The sequence below is a fragment of the Rathayibacter sp. VKM Ac-2754 genome (assembly GCF_009807095.1).
In the GTDB taxonomy this organism is placed as follows: domain Bacteria; phylum Actinomycetota; class Actinomycetes; order Actinomycetales; family Microbacteriaceae; genus Rathayibacter.
Genome location: NZ_WUCC01000004.1, coordinates 15,899 through 39,645, shown reverse-complemented (window position 1 = coordinate 39,645; position 23,747 = coordinate 15,899). Strand labels below are relative to the sequence as shown.

Sequence of the window (23,747 nt, the reverse complement as noted above, 5' to 3'; positions counted from 1 at the left end):
ACGACGAGGACGACCCCCTCCTCGGGGCCTCCGACGCGACCCTCGCCGCCCGCGCGGTGGACGGCGACGTGCAGGCCTTCGAACTGCTCGCGCGCCGGCACGGCTCGCTGATGCGCGTCTACGCGGCCAAGCTGCTGGGCTCGTCGGCCGAGTCGGACGACGTCGTGCAGGAGGCGTTCCTCACCGGCTGGCGACGACTCTCGGACCTCGACAGCCCGGCGAACATCCGCAACTGGCTGATGCGCATCGTGTCGCACAAGGCGATCGACCGGATCCGCGTCCGCCGCCGCCACGACGACATCGACGACTGGGACCCGCCGGCACCCGCCGAGTACTCCCCCGAGCGGATCGTCGAAGCCCGGCTCCAGCTGGACGCCGTCTGGGAGGCGCTGGACCGATTGCCCGCCGATCAGCGACGCTGTTGGCTACTCCGCGAGACCGCCGGCTACAGCTACCAGGAGATCGCCGACGCTCTCGACATCCCCGTCTCGACGGTCCGCGGACTCCTCGCGCGGGCCCGGCGATTCCTGCTCCACGAATTGGAGGCATGGCGATGACACTCGATGACGACGCTGTGCCCGAGGGCGGCCCGGTGCACCGGGAGCGCGAGCCCGTGGGCGACTCGGCGCGCGAGGACGCGCGGGACGACGTGGCCGGTGACGGCGGGCTGGACGACTCTCTGCCCGGTGACTCCGTGATCGACTCCGTGCCCGACGACGACCTCGACGGCCACACCCTCGACGAGCTGAGCGACTACCTCGACCGCGGACGGCAGCCCTACGACCCCTCGATCGAGGACTCGGCCGCCTGCCGCCTCGCCCTGGCCAACCTCACCCGGCTCACCGAGCTGTCGGCGCGGGCGCTGCGGCGCGAGTCCGAGCGGGAGCCCGCCCGCGACGAGGTCTGGATCGCCGGGCTGCTCGACGCGATCCGCACCGAGGTGCGCTCGGGCCGCGACGTTCCCGTGCGCCACCCCGACCCCACCCTCCGTCTCGCGCTGACGGAGGCGGCGGTGCGCGGCATGATCCGCCGCGCCGGCGACACGATGGGCGGCGTGATCATGGGGCGCTGCACGCTCGACGGCGACGTGGCGACTCCGGGTGCGGTCATCCGCGTGGACGTGACCTTCGCCCTCGAGTTCGGGCTGGCGATCGCGGAGGTCGCCGACCGCCTGCGCGAGCGCATCCGCTACGCCCTCGAGCGCCACACCGAGCTCGTCGTGGGCGCCATCGACGTCACCGTCGACGATGTCTACCCCCGCAGGGAGGACCGACCGTGACCGACGACACCGAACTCTCGCAGCGCCTGACCGCCGCGATCCGCGACACCGAGGGAGTGGCCGGGGTCTACCCGGCGCAGCCGATCCTCGAGGCGGCGGCCGAGGCCATCGCCGTGAAGCTCGAACTGCGGCAGCCCGACGTGCTTGTCGACATCCACCGCTCCGCCGGATTCACGACCGTCAGCGCGCACATCTCGGCGCTCGCGGCGCTGCCGGCACCCGACACGCTCCGGACGGTCGGCGAGCTGATGCGCGGGATGCTCGAGGCCGAGCTCTCGGGCCCGTTCGCCGTCAACGTGAAGGTGCGCCTGATCGAGGACTCGGGGCGCGCCGAGCACTGATGGTCGCCGTTCAGGCGTCGCGCGGTCGGCCGTCGTCCGGCCGGGCGTCCTGCGGGCGCGCCGGCTGCGACGGAGGGGCGGACTGCTCGGCGAGGCCACCCTCCGCCTCCTCCTTGCTCAGGCTCGACACGGTCCCGCAGTTCGCGCACTCGAGGAGGTAGCGGGTCGAGATCGTGAGGAGCGGCACGAAGAAGAGGGCGAGGCGCGTGCGGCTGCGCAGGACGCGCTGCTCGTCGCGCACCCCGCAGAAGCCGCAGACGAGGACGACGACGCGCAGGAGGTCCTCGACCGAGCGGGTCCCGAAGATGAGCAGCATGCCGGCGAGCCTACGGAGGCGTCACCCCCTGCCCGTAGGGGGTTGCGGATCGCTCCTGGCGAGCGGGGCGCGCAGTCGATCCGTCGGAGACGACCCGTGCTGCTCGGACCCCGCTGCGACGTCTGGTTGTCTCCGGAAACGACCGTTTCCGAGCACTGATGGGCTCGCGGGAGGACCGCACGTCGTACGCGCGTCACTTCGGGGGCCCCCGAACTGAGGGACCTACTGCTGATGACGACTGAAGCACGAGGGGTCCGCACCCGGTGCCGCCATACTGCTGACGGAAGACCACCTCTACTGCGAAGGAGCAGGCATGAGCACTACCAACGCACACCACGGCTGGCAGGTTGGAGAGACCCCTTGGGTGCGCAGCGCTCTCGTCGGGCCGGCGGCGAACAGCCCGGGATACGCCCAGTGCTACTTCTGCGGGCAGATGACCGCGAAGCTCTCCGAGTCGGATGTCGAGGCAGACACGGGCCGCGTCGACGTGTACTGCAATAACACTTGGTGCGAGGCACGCGAGACGACGGTTCTGATCCTCCGCGACGGCGCCGCCGCATCCGACCGCGCTGACACCCGAATGCCTGCAGCGATTGACAACGATTTGCACAGCACACAGCAGAAGCCGTTCAAGGTGCTCTCGCTCGGTGAACTCCTTGAAGACGAGCCAGCCGAAGCCGAAATCGTCGCCCGCCGCACCGATGATGGGCCTGCCGACTATGCAGCCCCAGGCCGGCCGACGGAGTGATCCTTGCGACGCTGAACACAGCGGGAAGGGCCGACGCACCGCAAGTGGGCCGGCCCTTCCCGCTGTGTCCGATAGCCGATGGTCTATTGGCCGGTTAGGGGATGCAAGTCGTCGCTACGGCGCTGATGTCGCCGTATCCGGAGGATTGCCAACATTTATTCGGATTCGCGACCCAGTTCTTCGAAGTGCTGAGGGTAAGTCGTGAGTTGGGAATCCCCGGCGCTGTAGTGTTGGGGATTCCCATGCAGTCAGTCAATGCGATAGAGCCGTCGCTTGGGCAGCTTGAGCCGTTCACGAGTTGAAGCCCTCCGCCGAGTCTGCTGGACGAGGTGACTCCTAGTCTCGCCTCGATCTGTGTGGTGAGTTCCAGGCCCACCATCTTCTGCGGATCTTGGAAGCCGATAGTCATCGAGTTCCGACCACACGAGTCCAGAAGGTCGTTGTAGTCGGCGTATGGATGGGTGGCGGCCATTGAACGTGGTCCAGGACTTGAAGCTGTAGTTTTTCGCGATGAACTGATCGCGGAAGTTGGGTCCACAGATCTGGCCGGGAATGACGCTTCCGCGGGTTCCGGTTGCGTTGTTGTAGAGATCCGTGCCGACTTCGAGGCCCCAGGGGCCGGGGATTGCTCGGGGGTTACCGCCGCCCCAATTGATCTTGTTGGTGATGTACTACGAGCTCCCAGATCGTTGCACCGTCACCCGGACGTGTTCAGGCCTCCACCCGGCCGCGGCAGCAACCGCCTGAGCCGACGTCGCCGACGCTGCTCGAGCGCCAGAACCGTCGCTCGAGACGAGCGTCGCGGCCTTGTCGGCCGGGACTGCCGGGGGCACGAAGTCTGGCAGCTTGGTGTCGATCGGGGAAGGCGCGCTCACTGAGCGTCGCTCAGGTGCCGACGGCGTCGGGGTCTCGATCACGGCTCCAACTACCCGAGGAACCGTGCCGAAGCGATTGGAGAACTCCACGATGAATTCGTCAACCGGGTCGCCCACAACCGTGGAGTACTCCCCGACGATCTGGTCGCTCTCGAATCGGAACGCCACCGGAGTTACCCCGGCTGACTGCGCGATCTCCACTGCAGAGGACAGTTCCACCCCTCCGCTGAAGGGGACCGTGACGCGAGTGACCTCAGGCGTCTTCACCGCCGATGTCGCGTCTTGAGCGGTTGCCGGTTGAGCTATCGAAAGAGACGCCCCCACCCCCAGGACCAGAACTGTGGCCCACATTGCTCGTGTTCTTCTCATCATTCTTCCTCATCTCAATGTTGCGAAAGATGAGGGGGAACGTAATGCCCACTGCCACTGCGGCCAGGCTCGAAAACAACGTGACGGTGTAGACCCACGGAGGATCAACGGCGATCCACCCCGAATCGTCATCGCGCTCGTAGAAGCAGCGCAATCCGAGAGGGAATGCGCTGAACTCTGCACGGATACCCATTGTCTCGCCTGCCGACACCTCAGAGTGAGGCCGAGCGTTGCATTGGCTTTCCGGTGTCGTTTTCGGACCGATTACAGGAATGGTTGCGACTAGAGAGAATACTGCAATAAGTGTGAACACCCATCGAAAAACTCGGGTAGAAGCACTTCCTTTGTCCCAGCGGCTCATGATCCCCCAGATCCATTACGCGGGCCACGCTAGCGGTCGCCCGGTTCCCCGCCTCGGCGAGGGCAGTGTTCGGCACCTGCGTCGCGCCTAGCGTCGGTCGGTGGATGCGTTCGCCCGCGAGAGGGTGTCTGGCGCATCGGCTAGGTGGGCTTCGACAGGCGCTTTGGGCAGGTGGCGATACAGGGTCGTCCTGGTGATCCCGGTCTTCGCGACGATCTCGGCGATGGTGTGGTCGGTGTTGCGCAGGTGTGCGGCGTAGGCGAGCTTGTCGGGATCGACGACAGTGGGGCGGCCGGTGCGCCGGCCTTTCGCTTCGGCGGCGGCGCGGGCGCCGGCGGCGCGTTCCAGGCTGTAGGTGCGCTCCATCTGCCCGAACAGCGCCAGCAGGACGACGGCGAGCTGCGCCATCGGGTCGGCAGGGTTGGAGGAGTCGATCTTGATGGGGTCGGCGAGGTTGCGGATCCCGATGCCTTGTTCGGCGAGGTCGTGGATGAGGTTGAGGGTGTCGCGGACGGTGCGACCGAGCCTGTCGAGGGTGTGCACGACGATCACGTCGCCGTCGCGGGCGTACTCGATCGCGGCCTGCAGCCCGGGCCGGTTGGTGGTGGCGCCGGACTTCTTGTCGACGTAGATCCGTCCGGACGGGATCCCGGCCGCCTCGAGGGCGATGATCTGCCGATCGAGGTCCTGTTTCGTGGTCGACACCCGTGCGTAGCCCAGCTCCATGACGCGACCGTACCGGAAGTCTAAATCGCACGCGTCAGGCGGGACGGTGTTTTGGGATAGCTTTTATTTTCTCCTCGCGACCGCTCGGGTCCATCTGCGTGAAGCGACCCAGTGTGGTGTCGTAGTAGCGCGCCGACGAGCGCCTCCCTCGCGCCGTCGCCGAGCGGTCCGTCGAAGACGATCCGTCCTGACCCGCACGGTGCGTCTGTGGCGGATGGATCGCGAGATCCGCGCGCGGAACGGGCGCGGTCAGCGCTTGTCGCGGCGGAAGCGGGCCTCGCGGCTGGCGGCGTGGATGCCGACGCCCGTCGTCCCGAGCGCGAACGCCGTGATCAGCCCCAGGAAGGCGAAGATGTCGCCCGCGCCGACCGCGAAGGCTGCGATGACCAGCCAGATCGCGGACACGAGCACGACGATCGCGCCGACGATCTCACCCTTGCTCTCCAGCATCCCCTGCATGCCCCCAGACTGCGCCGCGACCGACCGCGACGCAATGCCCCCGACATGAACACCGCGGACCATCCACGCCCCGCCGCCACCGGCCGGCCTTCAGCCGTCGGCGCCCGGTGCCTCGAGGTGCGCGCGATCGCGCTGGAGCCGCCGCGAGCGCACGTAGTCGAGGAGTGCGTCATCCGGAGGCGGCTCCGACTCCTCTCCACCGAGCAGCGCCCTCGCCGCCGCCAGCCGCGCACGCCGGATCTCGCCGAACACCGTCGTCCCGTGCCGCGCGAAGACCCTCTGCAGGGTGCGCCTGGGCACCCCCGTCCGCGCGCTGAGCGCCTGCACCGACAGACCCGGGTCAGCCGCCGTCGCCGAGATGAGCGCGAGCGCCTCGGCGTAGGTGCCCTCGCTCTCGTCCCGCGGCAGCGACGCCAGGATGACGGCCCCCGCCAGCTGCTCCAGCGCCGCCCCCACGAGCGGCAGCGCCGGCGAGCGGGCGTCCAGGCGGGCCGCGAACACCGCGTTGATCGTCGACACCAGGATGCGGCGGGTCGCGGCGTCGGCGGTCGTCGCCAGGGCTCCTCGGTCGATCGAGGTGCCGATCAGGGGGCGCTCCAGCTCGATCTCGAGGCGGGTGGTCGGCGCGTCCGAGACGAGAGTGAAGGGTGTGTCGCGGCGGAGTACCGCGAGGTCGCCCTCCCCGATCCCGACCTCGCGCGCCCCCGGCTGGTCGGGCAGCACCGACAGGCCGCCCTCCAGGGGGATCAGCATCCGGATGCCGTCGCCCGCCCCCGGACGCCGCGAGAAGCGTCCGGGGGTGTGCCGGATCCGCAGCGTCTCGATCCCGTCGTGTCGCAGAACGTCTGCCGCGATGCGCAGCGGGGCGGAGGGTCGACTCAGAACCCCGAGCTCGCCGAGCCAGGTGGACGCGGCCTGGTCGTGCCGTGCGGCGCTGCGCACGAACGGCGGTCGCGCACCGGGTGCGATGAATGCCACGACGACTCCCGACCTGTTGCGCCGCGCCCTCGGGTGACTCGGCTCGCTCAGGGTGGCGGTCGCCGACGCTCGGGAGGACGGACTTCACCCCCTTGCGCAGGGATTTCACCTGGCACCGGAAGGGGAGCTGTCGCCTCGGCCCCCGGGCCGGTAGCGCGTCGGCTCCGATCGGTCGACGTCCGAGCGCCGATCCCCGGCCGCCCGTCTGCGAGGCTGCCACCATGACCGACGATCGCGCTCGCACAGGTTCGCCTCCCCCGTTCGTCGATCCGCGGCGGATCGGCGCCGCCATCGGGCTGGTCGGCGCAGCGGTCTTCGTGTTCTCGTACACGCCGGGGTTCGCCGATCCGCTGTCGATCGGCGTGCGGCTCGTCACGGTCGCGGCGATCGGCGCGGCGCTGTGGCTGCTGTTCGCTCGGCCGCGGTTCCTGGGCGAGTTCGTGCCGCCGCGGCGGTCGCGGATCGTGGTCTACGTCTGCTGCGTCGCCGTCGAGTTCGCGCTCATCGCGGTCGGGAGCAGGCTCCTCGAGGCGGAGGGGCGGTCGGACCTGCGGCCCGCTCTGATCGCGGCGGTCGTCGGGCTGCACTTCCTGCCGTTCGCATGGGCGTTCGCCGAGCGCATGTTCGTCGTGCTCGGCGGCGCGCTCGTCGTGCTGGGCGGAGCGGGGCTGCTGATCGGGACGGGGAGCGCGGCCCGAGGGGCTGCGGTCGCCTCGGGAGTCGTGATGGCCGTGATCCTGGTCGCGTACGGTGCGGGGCTCTTCGCTCCGCGGGCGAGGAGCGGCGGGCGCTGAGCCGAGCGCACGACGCCGGCCGGGAGTGGTGAGGAGGTGCTCTCTCCCGATCGGGTGACGACCCGGTGAACACTCGCGGCGACCCTCGGAGGGGGCGCGGACGCCTCCGTATGCTGGCGGTGCCGAGCCGGGGGGAGCGCGCATGGGCAGCAGCAGAGCAGAGCGGCCGAGCCGCCTCCCCGCGGTCATCGCGGCCCTCGCGGTGGCAGTGCTGCTGTGGCCGCTCACCCTGATCGGGGCTCCGGCAGGATCCCCCTCCTTCCCCCGGCAGCTCAGCACCTACTCGTGGTGGACGCCGATGCTCGGCGCCGCGCAGATCGAGGCGGCGGCGATGACCTACCAGAACGGCGTCGGCGTCGAGTTCCTCGACGTCCCGCAGGCCGTGGTGCTCGGCGCCGACGGAGCCACCTACCGTCGGCTCGGGGCGGCGGAGGAGCGCTCGGTCGCAGCCGACCAGGGCGACCCCGCCGACAGCGTCCTCTCGGCCGACGGGACCTTCGTGGTGATCAGCGCGCCCGGGCGGCAGGCGGGCGTCGAGCTGCTCGACCTGAGCACTCTCTCGAGCCGCATCGTGCCGATCACCGGTGCCGCCAGCGCGGTCGCCCTCAGCATCGACTCCGCGGGCGAGACCGTGCTGCTCCTCACCAGCGACGACGACATGAGCCGGTACACCGACGCGGAGTTCCGGCTGTACGGCACTCTCGCCACCCTCGACCTCGCCTCGGGCGAGCTGCGGACCCTTCCGCTCGAGACGCGACCCGGGTTCCGCCCGACAGCCGTGCAGTCGGGAGCGGTCTCGCCCGACGGACGCCGCATCGCCGCCCAGACCGGCGACGCCCTCCTGATCCTCGATGCGGTCGACGGCTCGGCGACCCACGAGCTCGCGCCGCTGGCCGGGATCCTGGACGGCGACGCGTGGTCGCCCGACGGCACGCGCCTCGCGGCGGTCGGCACGGCGGCGCTCCGCGTGATCGACGTCGTCGGCGAGGGGGTCGAGGAGCGCGTCCTGCCGCTCCCGGCCGATCGCTGGAGCAGCATGCTCGGCTGGCGCGACGACCGGACCGCTCTGCTGCACCTCTCGTCGGCCGACGACAGCAACGACTCCGGATTCGCGTGGCTCGACGTCGAGACCGGCGAGCTGGACGCCTTCTCCTCCTACCCCGCCGACCCGCTGACCGGCGCCGCGCTGGGCAGCGCCGACGTGGCGCGCGACCTCGTGGCCGAGTGGGAGGTCGTCGACCGGCCCGCGGGCTCGCCGATCACGGTGCTGCACGTGCTGCTCTTCTCGGCGCTGGCCGGGCTCGTGGTGTGGACGGTGACCAGCGCCCGCGCGCGGGAGCCGCGCCTGCGCTGACGCCCGTCGGTGACGGAGTGCCGAGTCGATGCGCGGGCGACGGTGCGGACCACCTCCGGCTCGCAGGAACGCGTTCGGCTCGCAAGAAAGCGCCGATTCAGCGAGCCGAACCGGATTCCACGAGCCGGAGGTGCTCGGCCGGAGGTGCTCGGCCGGAGGTGCGGCTCGGCGGTCAGCGGTGCAGCGTCGACGCGCGCGCGACGAGCTCCGGCGCGAAGACGCGGCGGCGGTCGACGGCGTCGTCGGGCGCGCCGATCACCGACTGCAGCAGGTCGACGGCGGAGGCCCCGAACGACTCCTTCGGGGCGCGGATCGAGCTCAGCGGCACCAGGGAGGCCTGCGCGTACTCGATGTCGTCGTAGCCGATCAGGGCGATGTCGTCGGGCACGCGGATCCCGCGGCGGACCAGCACCTGCTCGAGGCCGATGGCCAGCAGGTCGTTGACGGCGAAGATCGCGTCGGGGCGGGAGGCGGGCTCGCGCGCCGCGATCGCCTCGCCGACCTCGTGGCCCTCGGCGATGACGCGGTGCTCGACGTCGATGACCTCGAGCGTCGCGCCGGGCACCGCGGCGACGGCGCGGCTGGCGCCCGACAGGCGCTCGCCGACCTGCTGGATCGACAGCGGTCCGCCCACGAAGGCGAGGCGGCGCCGGCCGAGTCCGAGCAGGTGCTCCGCGGCGAGGCGGCCGCCGACGACCTCGTCGACCGAGACGGAGGGCTGGGTCTCGGACTGCGCGCGGCGGCCGACGAGCACGGTGGGCGTCCCGCGGGAGCGGACGGCGGCGAGGCGGTCCTCGATCGAGCCGTGCGAGGCGACCAGCATCCCGCGGACCCCGTGCTCCTCGAAGAGCTCGAGGTAGGCGTCCTCGCGACCCTTCTCGCCGCCCGAGTTGGCGAGGAAGAGGGACAGGCCCAGCTCGGCGGCCCGGCGCTCCGCTCCCTCGGCGATCATCGCGAAGAAGGGGTTCGAGACGTCGGGGGCGATGTAGGCGATGGTCGAGCTGTGCCCGAGGCGGAGCTGGCGGCCCGCGTTGTTGCGGACGAATCCGAGCGACTCGATCGCCTCCTGGATCCGCTTCGCCTTCTCGTCGGAGACGCGGGCCGGGTGGTTCAGGAAGTGCGAGACGGTGCCCATCGAGACGCCGGCCGCGGCTGCGACGTCGCGGATGCCGACCTTCGCCATCCTTGCCTCCTGGTGCTCTCCGGTGCCCCGGCGTGCCGCCGGACGGGGTTCGATGCTCTCACGCGACACCGGGCGACCCCGGCAGACGCGATCCGAGCGGGCGCGACTCCGCCGCCCGCTACTCCGGCAGCAGCGGCTCCGGCAGCGCGACCCCGTGCTCCACGAGCGCCTCCGACACGACCTTCACCGCGTTGAGCGCCCGCGGGAAGCCGACGTACTGCACCGTGTGGATCACGGCCTCGACGACCTCCTCGGCGGTGGCCCCCGTGTTGATCGCCGCGCGGGTGTGCCCGCGGAGCTGGGCGTCGACTCCGCCGAGCGCGGTCAGCACGCCCAGCGTGATCAGCTCGCGCTCGCGGAGGGTGAGGCCGGGGCGCGAGTTGATGTCGCCGAAGTTGAACTCGAGGCCGTAGCGGGCGAGGTCCTGGGCGCGGCCGGCCTGCAGGGCGATCAGGCCGTCGGCCTTCCCCTCGCCGTAGACGGCGTCGAAGGCGACCCTGCCGCGGGCGAGGCGATCGGGATCCGGGGTGGGGTTCATCGGGCGGCCCTTCTAGATCGAGTGTCCGCCGTCGAGCGGCAGGATCACTCCGGTGATGTTGACGGCGGCGGGCGACGCGAGGAAGACGATGGTCTGCGCCAGGTGCTGCGGCTCGCCGAGCAGTCGAGAGGGGATCTGCGCGAGCAGCGCCTCGCGCCGCTCCGGAGTGTCGTTGTCGCGGCCCGGCGTCCGCTGCGCCCCGGGGGCGAGAGCGTTGACCGTGACCCCCTGGTCGGCCACCTCGATCGCGAGCGCCTTGGTCAGACCGACGACCCCCGCCTTGGCGGCGGCGTAGGCGGTCGCCCCGCGCACCAGTCGCCCGCCGGCGACCGCGGCGACGGAGGCGATGTTCACGATCCGCCCCGAGCGCTGCTCGAGCATCGCGGGCAGCACCGCGCGGGTGACCGCGAAGACCGTGTCGAGGTTGCGCTCGATCTGGGTGCGCCAGGTCTGCTCGGTCATCTCGTGGAAGAACGAGACCGCGCCGCCTCCCGCGCCGTTGACCAGGACGTCGATCGCGCCGTCCTCCTCGATGACGGCGCCGAGGGCGCTCTGCACCGCGTCGAAGTCGGTGAGGTCGACCGCGACCGCGCGGGAGGCGCGCCCCTGCTCGCGGACGGAGCGGGCCACCTCCTCCGCTCCGGCACCGTCGAGATCGACGACGACCACGTCGGCACCGGCCCGCGCCAGCTCGAGGCAGATGATCCGTCCGAGCGCTCCCGCGCCCCCGGTGACCAGGGCGCGTCGCCCGTCGAGTTCCATGCGAATGCTCTCCGATCCCCGCCGTGCACCGCACCTGCGGCGCTCGGGCTGCTCCGCCCGTACGACGACTCCATCGTCCGGCACTTTTTGAAACGTGTCAAACTTTCCGACAGACGAAGCGCAACGTCGGTGCTCCCGCGGGAAATCGCTTCGACATCGATCCGCCGATCGTTCTTGACACCGCCAGGCGCCGTGGCTAGCCTCGCAGATTGTAACGTTTCAAACGTTCCCGCACCTTTCAAGGAGGAAATGTGTCCCGCTCTTCACGCCCCTGCGAACGACGTCGATCCCGCCGTGCTCTCACCGGCCTGGTCGCCGGCACGGGAGCCGCCGTGCTGCTGCTCACCGGCTGCGCCTCGGGAGACGGCGGCGGCTCGTCCGAGTCCGCGAGCGCCGGTTCCTTCTCGGTGCTCACCCCCGCCGAGAACTCGATCATCCGCGATGAGCTGACCACCCTCGGCGAGGGCGTCTGCTCGGCCGAGAACGAGGCCATGCCCCTCGACAACCAGACGGTCGCGCAGGCCGACGTCGTGCAGAAGATCACGCTGCTCGCCAGCCAGGACGCCCTGCCGACGTCCTTCGTCGCCGGCACCGCGCAGGTCCGCCCCGACGGCGACCTCGGCAAGGGCGGCCTGATCGTCGACTACGAGGAGAAGCTGACCGAGCTGGGCGTGTGGGACGACATCCTGCCCGCCGCGCGCTCGACCATCACCTCGGTCTACGGCGGGATGGTGTCGCTGCCGTTCCAGTACAACGTCGAGGGCATCTGGTACAACAAGCAGATCCTCGCCGACAACGGCATCACCGAGCCGAAGACCTGGGACGAGCTCGTCACCGCGCTCGAGACTCTCAAGGCCGCCGGAGTGGTCCCGCTCACCGAGGCCGGCAGCCAGGGCTGGCCGCTGACCCGCCTGATCGGCAACTACATCTTCCGCTCGGTCGGCCCCGACGCCATGAAGGACATCCAGTCGGGTGACGCGAAGCTCACCGACGCCGAGTACGTCGAGGGCGCCCAGGCCGTGGCCGACCTCGGCCGCGCCGGACTGTTCGGCGAGGGCGTCACCTCGCGCGACACCGACACCGCCAACGCGCAGTTCCTCACCGGCGAGGCCGCGATGACCTACAACGGCTCCTGGTTCCTCGCCAACCTCAACGACCCGGCGCAGAACCAGATCGGCGAGGAGAACGTCGGCTTCCTGCCCTTCCCCGACGTCGAGGGCGGCGCCGGCGACAGCAGCCAGTGGCCCGCCAACGCCGGTGCGGCGACCGCGACCTCGACCAAGGCCTACAGCGACGGAGTGGGCGACTGGCTCAGCTGCATCGCCGAGAACTACGGCTCCAGCGTGCTGCAGAACCAGGGCGTCATCTCGGGCTTCGCGATCAACGAGGAGGTCACCGACGTCCCGCCGCTGACCACCACCGTGCAGGAGTACGTGAACGAGGCCGACGAGACCGTGCTCTGGTTCGAGGCCCTCTTCGACGCGAAGACCACCTCGGACGCGCAGACCAACGTCTCGCTGCTGGTCTCGGGCGGCATGAGCGCCGAGGACTACATGAAGGCCCTCCAGGCCGACCTCGACCAGGCCCAGTAGACCGGCTCCACAGGCCCGGCACCGCTGCGGTGCGGGCCGGGGGCTCATCCCTCCCCCGGCCCGCCCGCTCCTCCTTCTTCTCCCCGCGTGCGCGCACGTCGAAAGGACTCCCGTGAACAGCGTTCTCGGTGACAAGAAGGCGATCCTGATCCTCCTGGGGCCAGCACTCGCCGTCTACACGCTCATCAAGCTCGTCCCGGTGCTCTGGTCGCTCGGGCTCACCTTCTTCACCGGCAACCCGCTGAGCGGATTCGAGTTCGCCGGCGGCGCGAACTTCCTCCGCTTCTTCCAGGATCCGCAGGCCCTCGAGGCCCTGTGGTTCACCGTGCGCTACTCGCTGGTGATCACGGTCGGGCAGGTCGTGCTCGGCTACGCGCTGGCCCTGCTCTACGTCTTCGTCCTCAAGAACTCGTCGGCGTTCGTCCGCACTGTCGTGTTCTTCCCGACCGTGCTGCCGACGGTCGCCGTGGCGCTGCTGTTCAAGAGCATGTTCGCCGTCGGCGGTCAGGAGGGGCCCGTGAACGCGGGTCTCGGCTTCCTCGGCCTCGACGGAGTCGACTGGTTCGCGACCGCCGAGGGCACCTTCGCCGTCGCGGTGGGCATGGAGCTGTGGCGCTCGATGGGCTTCTTCGCGATCCTGCTCTACGCCGGCCTCGTCGACATCCCGGAGGAGACGCTCGAGTCGGCCCGCATCGACGGCGCGACCGGGTGGCGCCTCGTCCGCTCGATCGTGCTGCCGCTCTCGCTGCCGGTGCTGCTCTCCTCCGTGATCTTCAGCTTCAACAACACGCTCAAGGTGTTCGACACCCTGCTCGCGCTGAACAACGGCGGACCGGGCAGCTCGACCACCCCGCTGACGCTCTACATGTACCGGACCGTCTTCAGCTACTCCGACTACGGGTACGGATCGACGATCGCCCTGGTGCTGACGATCATGTGCTTCCTGGTCACCCTCTTCATCTTCCGCTCGTCGCGCCGCGACAACACGAAGGAGGCCTGAGGTGTCCACCTCGACTCTCACCCGCCCGGCCTCCCGGCCCTCCGTGCCCGCCGGGCCGCACCGTCAGGCCCGCCGCATCGGCCGCGGCACGCGCCGCTGGATCGGCCGCGTGCTGATCGCGATCCTCGTGGTCGTCGAGGCGTACCCGATCTTCTGGATCGTGATGGGCTCGTTCAAGACGCAGAACGAGTTCTTCTCGAACCCCACCTGGGCCCTGCCGCAGAGCCTCGACTTCTCGAACTACGTCTCGGCGCTGACCGAGGGCGACCTGGCGACCAACCTGCGCAACAGCGTCCTGGTGACGGTCCCCTCCCTCGCCCTGATGATCGTGCTCGGAGTCGCGGCCGCGTTCGCCCTCGAGATCCTGGTCTGGAAGGGCCGGAACACGGTGCTGCTGCTGTTCATCGCGGGCATCATGATCCCCGGCCAGATGATCCTGGTCCCGCTGTTCACCGTGTACTTCCGGACCGGGCTGACGAACTCGCTCTGGCCGCTGATCATCACGTACACCGTGATGGGGCTGCCGCTGACGGTGTTCCTGATGACGGCCTACTTCCGGGCCATCCCGCGCGAGGTGTTCGAGGCCGCCGCGATCGACGGCGCGAGCATGATCACCGCGTTCTGGCGGGTGGGCGTGCCGATGATGCGCAACGCGATCATCACCATCGCGCTCGTCGAGTTCTTCGCCGTCTGGAACGACCTGCTGATCGCGCTCACGTTCACCACGAACGACGAGCTGGCGACGGTGCAGGTGGGCCTGCTGAACTTCAGCGACGAGTACGGATCGACGCAGTACGGACCGCTGTTCGCGTCGATCAGCATCAACATCCTCGGGATGCTCGTGCTCTACCTCTTCCTCAACAAGCAGATCATGGCCGGCCTCGCCGCCGGCTCGGTCAAGGGCTGATGCCCGGCACCCGGTACTGGGAGGACCCGGCGCCGGGGCGCGGGCGACGCATGCCCCGGGCGGATGTGCCGAGCGACGCGCCCCGGCTGCGGTTCGACGGGCAGTGGCGGTTCCGGCTCGCGCCGACCGCGGAGGGGACCGGGCCGGGATTCGCCGGCGTCGACCTCGACGACTCCGGCTGGGACCTCCTCCGCCTCCCCTCGCACTGGGTGCTCGAGGGGCACGGCGACCCGCTCTACACGAACACCGCGTACCCGTTCCCGCTCGACCCGCCGCACCTCCCCGACGAGAACCCGACCGGCGACCACCGCCTCCGCTTCGACCTGCCGGACGACTGGCCGGTCGACGGCCGCACGGTCCTGCGGTTCCAGGGCGTCGACTCGTGCGGAGCCGCGTGGCTGAACGGCCGGCCGCTCGGGCACTCCACGGGCAGCCGCCTCCCGTTCGAGTTCGACGTGACGGAGGCGCTCCGCCGCGGCGGGAACGTCCTCGCCGTCCGCGTGCACCGCTGGTCCTCCGGCAGCTACCTCGAGGACCAGGACATGTGGTGGCTGCCCGGGATCTTCCGCGAGGTCGAGCTGCTGCACCGCCCCGACGGCGCGGCCGACGACGTCGTCGTCACCGCCGACTACGCGGACGGCATCGGCTCGCTGCTCGTGCGGGCGCTCGACGCCGACGGCGGGGCGGTGCCCGGAGTCGTCCGGCTGCCCGAGCTCGGCCTCGAGATCGCGGCGGGCGAGACCGCACGGCTGCCGGTCGAGCCGTGGAGCGCGGAGTCGCCCCGCCTCTACCGCGGCACCCTCGAGGTCGCGGGCGAGCGGATCGAGCTCGCCGTCGGGTTCCGCACGGTGCTGATCCGCGACGGTGTCTTCACCGTGAACGGCGCGCCCGTGCGCCTGCGCGGAGTGAACCGGCACGAGCACGATCCCGACCGCGGGCGCGCCCTCGACGAGGCCACCATGCGCCTCGACATCGAGCTGATGAAGCGGGCCGGCGTCAACGCCGTCCGCACCTCGCACTACCCGCCGCACCCCGCGTTCCTCCGGCTGTGCGACGAGCTCGGCCTCTGGGTGATGGAGGAGTGCGACATCGAGACCCACGGCTTCATCTACGCCGGGTGGGAGGGCAACCCGCCGACCGACCCGCAGTGGCGCGACGCGCTCGTCGACCGGATCACCCGGATGGTCGCCCGCGACCGGAGCCACCCCAGCATCGTCATCTGGTCGCTCGCCAACGAGAGCTGGGTGGGCGAGGCGTTCGACGAGCTCGAGCGCGTGGTGCGCTCCCTGGACCCGAGCCGGCCGATCCACTACGAGCGGGATCCGAGCTTCCGCAACTCCGACTTCTCGTCGGCGATGTACCCCGCGCTCGAGGCCCTCGAGGCGATCGCCGAGCGGCGCGAGCCGGCTCCCGAGGGAGTGGTCGCGGGCTCGCCCGACGACGCGCGCCGGCGCCGCCTCCCCTTCGTGCTCTGCGAGTACGGGCATGCCATGGGCAACGGGCCGGGCTCGCTCGACGAGTACCAGCGCCTCCTCGAGTCGAGCGAGCGGATGGTCGGCGGCTTCGTCTGGGAGTGGATCGACCACGGCTTCCGCGCGACGGCGCCCGACGGCTCCGAGTACTTCCGGCACGGCGGCGACATCGACTCCGCCCCCAACGGCGGCAGCTACTGCATCGACGGCCTGCTGTTCCCCGATCGCACGCCCTCCCCCGGCCTCGCCTCGGTCGCCCGGGCGTTCGCTCCGGTCGTGATCGCGGTGTCGGAGGCGGCGATCACCGTCCGCAACCGGCAGGACGTGGTCGACACGACGGCCCTGCGCTGGCGGTGGAGCGTCGAGGGCGGCGCGTCCGGAGTGCTCGAGATCCCCGCCGTGCCACCGCGCGGGGTCGTCGAGGTGCCGTTCGCGGCGCCCGCCGGCGTGCTCACCGTCACGGCCGAGCTCGCGGAGGCGACGCCCTGGGCCCCTGCCGGCCACGAGGTGGCGTGGGGGCAGCGGATCGACGCGGCGGCGCCTCCGACCCGCGGGACCGCGACGCGGGTCGCGCCCGATGGTCTGCGCTTCGGCGACGCCGCCCTCGACGAGCGGACGGGGCGGCTCACGACCCTCGGCGGGATCCCCGTGGGCGGTCCGCTCGTCGACCTCTGGCGCGCGCCCACCGAGAACGACCGCGGGCAGGGGACGCTGAACGCCCTCGCCGCGAGCTGGACGGCCGTGGGCCTCGACCGCGTGCTGCACCGCACCATCGCGGTCGACCGCGGTGACGCCTCCGTGACCGTGACCACCCGGAGCGGCCCGGCGACCGAGACCCTCGCCGTCGTCAGCCGCCTGGTCTGGACCGCCGACGAGGACGCGGTGCACCTCTCCGCGCACCTCTCCTTCGTCGGCGCGTGGCAGGACACCCCGCACGGCCACCACTCGGTGACCCCGCCGCGCCTCGGGCTGCGGCTCACGCTGCCGGGCGCCTACACCGACGCGGACTGGGTCGGCCACGGCCCCGGGGAGTCGTACGTGGACACCCTCGACGCCGTGCGCTTCGGGCGCTTCGCCTCGAGCATCGACGCGCTGCAGACGCCGTACGTCGTGCCGCAGGAGAACGGCAACCACGTCGGCACGCGGCGGCTCGCGCTCACCGGCGGCGGGCTGCCGACGCTCGAGGTGAGCGGCACCGGCTTCGACTTCACCGCCCGGCGCTGGTCGAGCGGCGCGCTCGCGGCGGCAGGGCACCCGCACGAGCTGCGCGACTCCGGAGTCGTCGTGCTGAACCTCGACGTGCGTCAGCAGGGCGTCGGCAGCGCCTCGTGCGGGCCCGCTCTGCCGGAGCGGTACCGGGTGCCGCTCGAGGACGCGGTGCTCGAGCTGACGTTCCGCGTGGGGAGCGCCTAGAGCCCCAGGCGCCCCTCGCCGAGGCCGGAGAACGAAGGGGAGCAGGCTCTGAACGGATGCGTCGCCGGTCTGAGCACCACCGCGCTCGCCTCCTCCGGTACGTTCTACTCGTTCGGCTTCCCGGTCCTCTCGTCGGTCTCCCCCTCCGTCGTCGGCCCAGCCGGGAGCTTCCTGGGCTCCTCGTGCGCGCCGAGCACGGCGCGTCCTCGCACGCCGCCGTGGCACCGACTCTCGCGGCACCCGACGTCGAGAGTGCTCTGTTCGAAAGGCCGTCCTCATGGACCCCTCCCGCGCCCTCCCGCACCCCCTGCCGCCGGGATCACCGCTGATGCCCGCCGCCCGCCGCGGACTCGGCCGCCTGCGCGCCTCGCTCCTGGCGGCCACCGCCGCCGTCGTGCTCGTCGTCATCGGAGCCGTGGTCCCCACGGCGAGCGCCGAGACCCCGTGCGCCGCCGGGCAGAACGCCATCGTCTGCGAGAACTCCAAGCCCGGCGCGGATCCGTCGGTGTGGGACGTCGCGGGAGCCGGCGACCCGTCGATCCAGGGCTACGCCACCGACATCAGCGTGAACGTCGGCCAGCGCGTCGACTTCAAGATCGACACCGACGCCGCCGCCTACTCCGTCGACATCTACCGCACCGGGTGGTACGCCGGGAAGGGCGCGCGGCTCATCGCCTCCGTGACCCCGAGCGCCTCCCTCCCGCAGACTCAGCCGGAGTGCCTCTCGGACGTCACCACCGAGCTGTACGACTGCGGCACCTGGGCCGTCTCGGCGGGCTGGGACGTGCCGAGCACCGCCGTGTCCGGCGTCTACGTCGCCCTGCTCACCCGCGCCGACACGGGCGGGCGGAGCCAGATCACCTTCGTCGTGCGCGACACCGCCAGCACCTCGGCCGTGCTGTTCCAGACCTCCGACACCTCGTGGCAGGCCTACAACACCTACGGCGGCTCCAACTTCTACAGCGGCGGCGCGAACGGCCGCGCGTACAAGCTGAGCTACAACCGCCCCGTCACCACGCGCGGCGACAACGCGGGCCGCGACTTCTACTTCGCCAACGAGTACCCGCTGGTGCGCTTCCTCGAGCGCAACGGCTACGACGTCAGCTACTTCAGCGGCATCGACACCGACCGCTTCGGCTCAGCGCTCAAGCAGCACCGCACCTTCCTCTCGGTCGGCCACGACGAGTACTGGTCGGGCGCCCAGCGAGCGAACGTCACGGCTGCGCGCGACGCCGGCGTCCACCTCCAGTTCCTCTCGGGCAACGAGAACTACTGGCGCACCCGCTACGAGCCCTCGCCGACCGCGGGCGGCGCGGACTACCGCACCCTCGTCACCTACAAGGAGACCTGGGCGAACGCCAAGACCGACCCGGCCGCCGAATCCACCGGCACCATGCGCGACCCGCGCTTCGCCTCGGTGGCGAACGGAGGCGGGCAGCCCGAGAACAGCCTCGCGGGCACGCTCTACATGGTCAACTACTCCGACCTGCCCGTGACGGTGAGTGCCGCCGAGGGCAAGCTGCGGCTCTGGCGCAGCACCTCGCTCGCGAACCTCGCCGCCGGCACCAGCGCCGCCCTCGCGCCGCACACGATCGGCTACGAGTCGAACGAGGACGTCGACAACGGCGCGCGACCGCCGGGCCTGGTCCGGCTCTCGACGACGACCGGCGCCGTCACGGAGTACCTGCAGGACTTCGGCAACACCGTCGCGCCGGGCACCACCCGGCACAACCTGACGCTCTACAGGGCGGCCAGCGGCGCGCTTGTCTTCTCGGCCGGCTCCGTGCAGTGGTCGTGGGGCCTCGACCAGGAGCACGACGGCGACGGCGCGCCCGCCGACGTGCGGATGCAGCAGGCGCAGGTGAACCTGTTCGCCGACATGGGCGTGCAGCCCACCACGCTGATGACCGGCCTGGTCGCCGCGACGAAGAGCACCGACACCACGCGCCCCACGGTCTCGATCACGACTCCCTCCGGCACCACCAGCAAGGCCAACGGCAGCATGGTGACGGTCTCGGGCACCGCCGCCGACGCCTCGGGGGGACGGGTCGCGGGCGTGGAGGTCTCGACCGACGGCGCCACCTGGCACCCCGCCTCCGGGACCACGTCGTGGACCTACAGCTACGTGCTGCACGGCTCGGGCACCGGCACCATCCGGGTGCGCGCGGTCGACGACAGCGCCAACATCGGCACCGCGGTGAGCCGCACCGTCACCATCACCGGCACGGCCAGCGTGTTCGGCGCCGAGGTCCCCAGGACGATCGACTCCGGCGACAGCGCGGCGGTCACGCTGGGGCTGCGCTTCACGCCGACCGCCGACGGATTCATCCAGGGCGTGCGCTTCTACAAGAGCTCGGCCAACACCGGCACGCACACCGGAGCGCTCTGGAACCTCGACCGCCAGCAGCTGGGCACCCTCACCTTCGCGAACGAGACGGCGAGCGGATGGCAGACCGGCACGTTCGCCTCGCCCGTCGCCGTGACGGCCGGGACCCCGTACGTCGTCTCGTACACGACCACGACCGGCCGCTACTCGGCGGCGGAGTGGTTCTGGGCGAGCGCCGGCTACGACGCCGCCCCGCTGAAGGTCGCCGGCGGCTTCGGCGCGGAACCGGCGGGGCTCTACAGCACCACCGGCGGCTTCCCCGCCGACAGCTACCGCGCGGGCAACTACTACGTCGACGCCGTCTACAGCACGGTCGACTCGACGCCCCTGAGCGTCGCGTCGCAGAAGCCGCTCGCCGGCTCGTCGAGCGTCGCGCCGTCGACGACCGTGTCAGGAGCGTTCTCGAAGGCGGTGACGTCGACCTCGGTGAAGATGACCGTGAAGACCGCCTCCGGCGCGACCGTGGCAGGCAGTACGGCCTATTCGGCCACGACCCGCACCGCGACCTTCACGCCGAGCGCCCCGCTCGCGGCGTCGACCACCTACACCGCCACCCTCGCGGGCACCGCGACCTCCGGCGGCGCCGTGACGGCCGGCGGCAGCTGGACCTTCACGACCCAGGCGCCCGACGCCGTCGTGGGGGTCTGCCCCTGCCGGCTCTTCGACGACTCCGCGGCCCCGGGCATCGCCCAGGTCGCCGAGGGCACCCCGATCACCCTCGGCGTGCGCTTCGCCCCGACCGTCGACGGCACCGTCACCCGCCTCCGCTTCTACAAGGGCCCGGGCAACACCGGCACCCATGTCGGGACGCTGTCGAACGCCGACACCGGCGCCGAGATCGGCCGAGCGACGTTCGTCGGCGAGAGCACGGGCGGCTGGCAGGAGGTCGCGTTCGCCACTCCCGTCGCCGTGACCGGCGGCACCGACTACGTGGCCGCCTACACGACGACCACGGGGAGCTACTCCGCCACGGTCAACGGGTTCGGCTCCGGAGGCACCCGCGGCCCGCTCGTCACGGCGAGCGACTCCGGCGCCTACACGTACGGCACCGGCTTCGCCTCGTCGCGCTCGACCACGAACTACCTGGTCGACGTCGCGTTCGTACCGTCGGTGGCGACCCCTCCTCCTGCGACCCCGACTCCTGCGGGCACGCGCCTGTTCGACGGCGCTACTCCCACGACCGCCTCCGCCGAGGACTCCTCCTCGGTCGAGGTGGGGATGAGCTTCACCGCCTCGGCAGCGGGCAGCGCGACCGGCATCGCCTTCTACAAGGGCTCCCGCAACACCGGCACGCACGTCGGATCGCTGTGGGACGCCTCCGGCACGCGCCTCGCCCAGGTGACCTTCACCGGCGAGACCGCGAGCGGCTGGCAGAGCGCGGCGTTCGCGTCGCCGGTGGAGCTGGTGCCGGGGGCGCGGTACACCGTGTCGTACCTGGCGCCGGCGGGGTACTACTCGGCGACGCCCGCGGGGCTCGCGTCGCCGGTGACGGCGGGTGCGCTGACCACGGCGTCGGCGCCGAACGGGGTGTACCGCTACGGGGCGGGCGGCGTGATGCCGACGGCGGCGTACAACAGCACGAACTACTTCGTGGACGTGTACTTCCAGGCGCGGGGGTAGGTAGGGGCGACGGCCGGCCGTCAAGTGCCTTCACATGCGCACCAGGGGAACCCCGGCGGACGACCCCTTCGCGAGACGGTCTCTGCAGAACACCTGCTTGAGTCGAGGGACACTCCGAACGGAAGCGCGCTGGATCTCGGAATTCATTCCGATCGACCGGGTCAGCTGCAGGTGACAACGGGCGCGGAGACCCGGATGTCATCGTTCGCCTGATCCACGGCCCAGAACCTCTCCTCCCTGAGCGGCAAGATCCTGCGCATCGACCCCGACGGCAGCATCCCCGGGGACAATCCCTTCGGCAACGCCGTCTGGAGCTAAGGGCACCGCACCCCGCAGGGGCTCGCCTTCGACTCGCAGGGACGCCTACGGCCGCCTCCGCACCGTCGAACCCGACGGGCGGGGCGGCCTCTGGATGACGACCTCCCACAGCGGGGACGAGGACAGCATCGCGAACAACAGCGACGAGAGGATCCTCCGCGTCACCCTCGGCGGATGACGCGGCCCTCGGCTACTCGAGCAGCTTGCCCGCGGTGGCGACCTCGCCGGTGAGGGCCTGGATCTCCTCGGGGATCGCGGGGATCTCCTCGCGGGTGATCCCCGTGCTGGGCGACCAGACGAGGTTCACCTGCAGGGCCGGATCCATCTCGGGATAGTCGCTCCGGTTGTGGCAGCCGCGGCTCTCCCGGCGCTCGAGCGCTGCGTCGAGGGTGGCCCGTGCGGCCATCGCGGCCGACTTGAGGTCGAAGGCGTGCGCGAGGTCCTGGAACCCGGCGATGTCGGGGTGGATCCCGATGTCGGCGATGCGCGCCTCGATCGCGTCCAGCTCGGCGAGTCCGGCGAGCAGGCCCGCCTCGTCGCGGACGACTCCCGCGTGCTCGGTCATCGTGTTGCGGATCGCGCGCTGCAGCGCCCGCACGTTCTCCTCGCCGTCGGCGGCGAGCAGGTCGGCGATCTCATCGCGAGCGACCTGCACCGACGCCGCCGAACGGGTCTGCGCGGTCAGAGACGCGGAGTAGTCCGCGGCGGCCTGGCCGACGATCCTGCCGAAGACGAGCAGCTCGATCAGCGAGTTGCCGCCGAGGCGGTTCGCGCCGTGCAGACCGCTGGACGCCTCGCCGATGGCGTAGAGCCCGGGGACGTCGGTGCTGTGGTCCTCGGAGCGGACCCAGACGCCGCCCATCGAGTAGTGCGCCGTCGGGGCGATCTCGATCGGCTCCTTCGTGATGTCGAGCATCTGCAGCTCGAGCATCGTCTGGTAGACGCGCGGGAGCCGGGTCATGATCGTCTCGCGCGGCAGGTGCGAGACGTCGAGCCAGACTCCGCCGTTCGGCGTGCCGCGGCCCTCCTTGATCTCGGTGTAGCAGGCGAGCGCGACCCGGTCGCGGGTCGAGAGCTCGAGACGCTCGGGGTCGTACTTTCCCATGAAGCGCTCGCCGAGCCCGTTGCGGAGGATGCCTCCCTCGCCGCGCGCGGCCTCGGAGATCAGCGTGCCGGCCGCGTTCTCGGGCTCGATGATGCCCGACGGGTGGAACTGCACCAGCTCGGGATCGCGCAGGCGCCCGCCGGCCTCGACGGCCAGGCGGAACGAGTCGCCCGTGTTCTCGTCGCGGCGCGAGGAGGTGCGGCGCCAGATGCGATTGTGGCCGCCGGCGGCGAGGATCACCGCGTCGGCGTGGATGAGGTAGCGAGTGCCGTCGACGAGGTCGAAGCCGTAGGCGCCGAAGACGGCTCCGTCGTCGTTGACGAGGATGCGCGTGACGTAGACGGTATCGAGGATCGGGATCTCGAGCTGCGCGGCGCGGTTGACCAGCGTCCGCTGGATCTCGAGGCCCGTGTAGTCGCCGGCGAAGGCGGTGCGGCGGTAGGTGTGCGCTCCGAAGAAGCGCTGCGAGATGCGGCCGTCGTCCTCGCGGGCGAACGGCATGCCGTAGCGCTCGAGGTCCTGGATGCCGCGGGCGGCGTTCGAGGTGACGATCTCGACGGTGTGCGGGTTCGCGAGCAGGTACGACTCGGTGATGGTGTCGGCGGCGTGCTGCTGCCAGCTGTCGTCGGGGTCCATCGTGGCGAGGGCGGCGTTGATGCCGCCGGCGGCGAGCGAGGTGTGCGCGTCCGACTTCGAGCGCTTGCCCAGCGCGAGGACGTCGACCCCGGCCTCGGCCAGCTCGATGGCGGCGCGGAGGCCGGAGCCGCCGGTGCCGATGACGAGGACGGAGGTGGAGATCCGTCGCTCCGTGGTGGTCTGTGAAGTGCTCATCCCCCCACGCTAGGCAGCGC

The 23,747-nt window shown here is 71.0% G+C and carries 20 protein-coding genes and 1 pseudogene; 12 read left to right on the top strand and 9 right to left on the bottom strand.

The genetic code is table 11. The features are described 5' to 3' along the window. Positions 1–68 precede the first annotated feature (68 nt). The 3 genes from GRS92_RS07795 to GRS92_RS07785 are packed head-to-tail and all read left to right on the top strand — an operon-like array spanning position 69 to position 1,620. Positions 69–557, top strand: coding sequence for an RNA polymerase sigma factor (locus GRS92_RS07795; RefSeq protein ID WP_235021880.1), 489 nt, complete (start codon positions 69–71; stop codon positions 555–557). Continuing rightward, on the top strand, positions 554–1,279 hold the full coding sequence (locus tag GRS92_RS07790; RefSeq protein ID WP_159854956.1) for an Asp23/Gls24 family envelope stress response protein: 726 nt from the start codon (positions 554–556) through the stop codon (positions 1,277–1,279). Before GRS92_RS07795 ends, GRS92_RS07790 begins: the two co-directional genes overlap by 4 nt. Next, positions 1,276–1,620 (top strand): hypothetical protein, encoded by a 345-nt coding sequence (locus GRS92_RS07785; RefSeq protein WP_159854954.1) that lies wholly within the window; start codon positions 1,276–1,278, stop codon positions 1,618–1,620. The genes GRS92_RS07790 and GRS92_RS07785 overlap by 4 nt, the downstream gene beginning before the upstream one ends. 10 nt (positions 1,621–1,630) lie before the next feature. Here GRS92_RS07785 and GRS92_RS07780 read toward each other — a convergent pair whose 3' ends face one another. Further along, positions 1,631–1,936, bottom strand: coding sequence for a zinc-ribbon domain-containing protein (locus tag GRS92_RS07780; RefSeq protein WP_159854952.1), 306 nt, complete (start codon positions 1,934–1,936; stop codon positions 1,631–1,633). Positions 1,937–2,249: 313 nt separating this feature from the next. Here GRS92_RS07780 and GRS92_RS07775 point away from each other — a divergent pair, with 313 nt between their 5' ends. Further along, on the top strand, positions 2,250–2,684 hold the full coding sequence (locus tag GRS92_RS07775; protein WP_159854950.1) for a hypothetical protein: 435 nt from the start codon (positions 2,250–2,252) through the stop codon (positions 2,682–2,684). Between the two features lie 1,128 nt (positions 2,685–3,812). Here GRS92_RS07775 and GRS92_RS07770 read toward each other — a convergent pair. From GRS92_RS07770 to GRS92_RS07755, 4 genes are all read right to left on the bottom strand, one after another. Further along, the gene (locus GRS92_RS07770; protein ID WP_159854948.1) at positions 3,813–4,289 is read right to left on the bottom strand and encodes a hypothetical protein; all 477 of its coding nucleotides are present in this window, start codon (positions 4,287–4,289) and stop codon (positions 3,813–3,815) included. Positions 4,290–4,376: 87 nt separating this feature from the next. Then, positions 4,377–5,015: a recombinase family protein gene (locus tag GRS92_RS07765; protein ID WP_159854946.1), complete on the bottom strand. Its 639-nt coding sequence runs from the start codon at positions 5,013–5,015 to the stop codon at positions 4,377–4,379. Between the two features lie 249 nt (positions 5,016–5,264). Further along, complete coding sequence (locus GRS92_RS07760) at positions 5,265–5,474, bottom strand: hypothetical protein (RefSeq protein WP_159854944.1); 210 nt, start codon at positions 5,472–5,474, stop codon at positions 5,265–5,267. Positions 5,475–5,564: 90 nt separating this feature from the next. Further along, positions 5,565–6,452: a hypothetical protein gene (locus tag GRS92_RS07755; RefSeq protein ID WP_159854942.1), complete on the bottom strand. Its 888-nt coding sequence runs from the start codon at positions 6,450–6,452 to the stop codon at positions 5,565–5,567. A gap of 221 nt (positions 6,453–6,673) precedes the next feature. On the opposite strand from GRS92_RS07755, the gene GRS92_RS07750 reads away from it, so the two are divergent. After that, a complete protein-coding gene (locus tag GRS92_RS07750) occupies positions 6,674–7,246 on the top strand; it encodes a hypothetical protein (RefSeq protein WP_159854940.1) in 573 nt (190 codons plus the stop codon). Between the two features lie 142 nt (positions 7,247–7,388). Continuing rightward, a complete protein-coding gene (locus GRS92_RS07745; RefSeq protein ID WP_159854938.1) occupies positions 7,389–8,600 on the top strand; it encodes a hypothetical protein in 1,212 nt (403 codons plus the stop codon). Positions 8,601–8,772: 172 nt separating this feature from the next. Here the strand turns inward: GRS92_RS07745 and GRS92_RS07740 are convergent, their stop codons facing one another. The 3 genes from GRS92_RS07740 to GRS92_RS07730 form a co-directional block, all read right to left on the bottom strand. After that, positions 8,773–9,783 carry a LacI family DNA-binding transcriptional regulator gene (locus GRS92_RS07740; RefSeq protein ID WP_159854936.1) on the bottom strand — a complete coding sequence of 337 codons (1,011 nt, stop codon included), beginning with the start codon at positions 9,781–9,783 and terminating at the stop codon, positions 8,773–8,775. Between the two features lie 118 nt (positions 9,784–9,901). Next, positions 9,902–10,321 (bottom strand): carboxymuconolactone decarboxylase family protein, encoded by a 420-nt coding sequence (locus tag GRS92_RS07735; protein WP_159854934.1) that lies wholly within the window; start codon positions 10,319–10,321, stop codon positions 9,902–9,904. A 12-nt stretch (positions 10,322–10,333) separates the two neighbouring features. Then, positions 10,334–11,083 (bottom strand): SDR family oxidoreductase, encoded by a 750-nt coding sequence (locus tag GRS92_RS07730; protein ID WP_159854932.1) that lies wholly within the window; start codon positions 11,081–11,083, stop codon positions 10,334–10,336. A 251-nt stretch (positions 11,084–11,334) separates the two neighbouring features. Between GRS92_RS07730 and GRS92_RS07725 the strand changes: the two genes are divergently transcribed. The 6 genes and pseudogenes from GRS92_RS07725 to GRS92_RS18840 all read left to right on the top strand — a co-directional run. After that, on the top strand, positions 11,335–12,675 hold the full coding sequence (locus GRS92_RS07725) for an ABC transporter substrate-binding protein (RefSeq protein WP_159854930.1): 1,341 nt from the start codon (positions 11,335–11,337) through the stop codon (positions 12,673–12,675). 112 nt (positions 12,676–12,787) lie between these two features. After that, complete coding sequence (locus tag GRS92_RS07720) at positions 12,788–13,675, top strand: carbohydrate ABC transporter permease (protein ID WP_159854928.1); 888 nt, start codon at positions 12,788–12,790, stop codon at positions 13,673–13,675. 1 nt (position 13,676) lies between these two features. Beyond that, positions 13,677–14,582, top strand: coding sequence for a carbohydrate ABC transporter permease (locus tag GRS92_RS07715; RefSeq protein ID WP_235021879.1), 906 nt, complete (start codon positions 13,677–13,679; stop codon positions 14,580–14,582). Continuing rightward, positions 14,582–17,467, top strand: coding sequence for a glycoside hydrolase family 2 TIM barrel-domain containing protein (locus tag GRS92_RS07710; protein ID WP_159854926.1), 2,886 nt, complete (start codon positions 14,582–14,584; stop codon positions 17,465–17,467). The genes GRS92_RS07715 and GRS92_RS07710 overlap by 1 nt, the downstream gene beginning before the upstream one ends. Positions 17,468–17,744: 277 nt before the next feature. Next, entirely contained in the window at positions 17,745–21,473 is a 3,729-nt protein-coding gene (locus tag GRS92_RS07705) for a DUF4082 domain-containing protein (RefSeq protein ID WP_235021878.1), read from the top strand. 228 nt (positions 21,474–21,701) lie between these two features. Then, positions 21,702–21,791, top strand: a pseudogene (locus GRS92_RS18840) (PQQ-dependent sugar dehydrogenase); the annotation flags it as partial. 190 nt (positions 21,792–21,981) lie between these two features. On the opposite strand, the gene GRS92_RS07695 reads toward GRS92_RS18840, so the two are convergent. Beyond that, complete coding sequence (locus tag GRS92_RS07695) at positions 21,982–23,727, bottom strand: L-aspartate oxidase (RefSeq protein WP_159854924.1); 1,746 nt, start codon at positions 23,725–23,727, stop codon at positions 21,982–21,984. Positions 23,728–23,747 lie beyond the last annotated feature (20 nt).

Coding starts and splice junctions, on each gene's coding strand:
- GRS92_RS07780 (WP_159854952.1), bottom strand. CDS start 1,936: ATGCTGCTCATCTTCGGGACCCGCTCGGTCGAGGACCTCCTGCGCGTC.
- GRS92_RS07745 (WP_159854938.1), top strand. CDS start 7,389: ATGGGCAGCAGCAGAGCAGAGCGGCCGAGCCGCCTCCCCGCGGTCATC.
- GRS92_RS07775 (WP_159854950.1), top strand. CDS start 2,250: ATGAGCACTACCAACGCACACCACGGCTGGCAGGTTGGAGAGACCCCT.
- GRS92_RS07735 (WP_159854934.1), bottom strand. CDS start 10,321: ATGAACCCCACCCCGGATCCCGATCGCCTCGCCCGCGGCAGGGTCGCC.
- GRS92_RS07730 (WP_159854932.1), bottom strand. CDS start 11,083: ATGGAACTCGACGGGCGACGCGCCCTGGTCACCGGGGGCGCGGGAGCG.
- GRS92_RS07710 (WP_159854926.1), top strand. CDS start 14,582: ATGCCCGGCACCCGGTACTGGGAGGACCCGGCGCCGGGGCGCGGGCGA.
- GRS92_RS07790 (WP_159854956.1), top strand. CDS start 554: ATGACACTCGATGACGACGCTGTGCCCGAGGGCGGCCCGGTGCACCGG.
- GRS92_RS07760 (WP_159854944.1), bottom strand. CDS start 5,474: ATGCAGGGGATGCTGGAGAGCAAGGGTGAGATCGTCGGCGCGATCGTC.
- GRS92_RS07695 (WP_159854924.1), bottom strand. CDS start 23,727: ATGAGCACTTCACAGACCACCACGGAGCGACGGATCTCCACCTCCGTC.
- GRS92_RS07740 (WP_159854936.1), bottom strand. CDS start 9,783: ATGGCGAAGGTCGGCATCCGCGACGTCGCAGCCGCGGCCGGCGTCTCG.
- GRS92_RS07765 (WP_159854946.1), bottom strand. CDS start 5,015: ATGGAGCTGGGCTACGCACGGGTGTCGACCACGAAACAGGACCTCGAT.
- GRS92_RS07705 (WP_235021878.1), top strand. CDS start 17,745: ATGGACCCCTCCCGCGCCCTCCCGCACCCCCTGCCGCCGGGATCACCG.
- GRS92_RS07750 (WP_159854940.1), top strand. CDS start 6,674: ATGACCGACGATCGCGCTCGCACAGGTTCGCCTCCCCCGTTCGTCGAT.
- GRS92_RS07770 (WP_159854948.1), bottom strand. CDS start 4,289: ATGAGCCGCTGGGACAAAGGAAGTGCTTCTACCCGAGTTTTTCGATGG.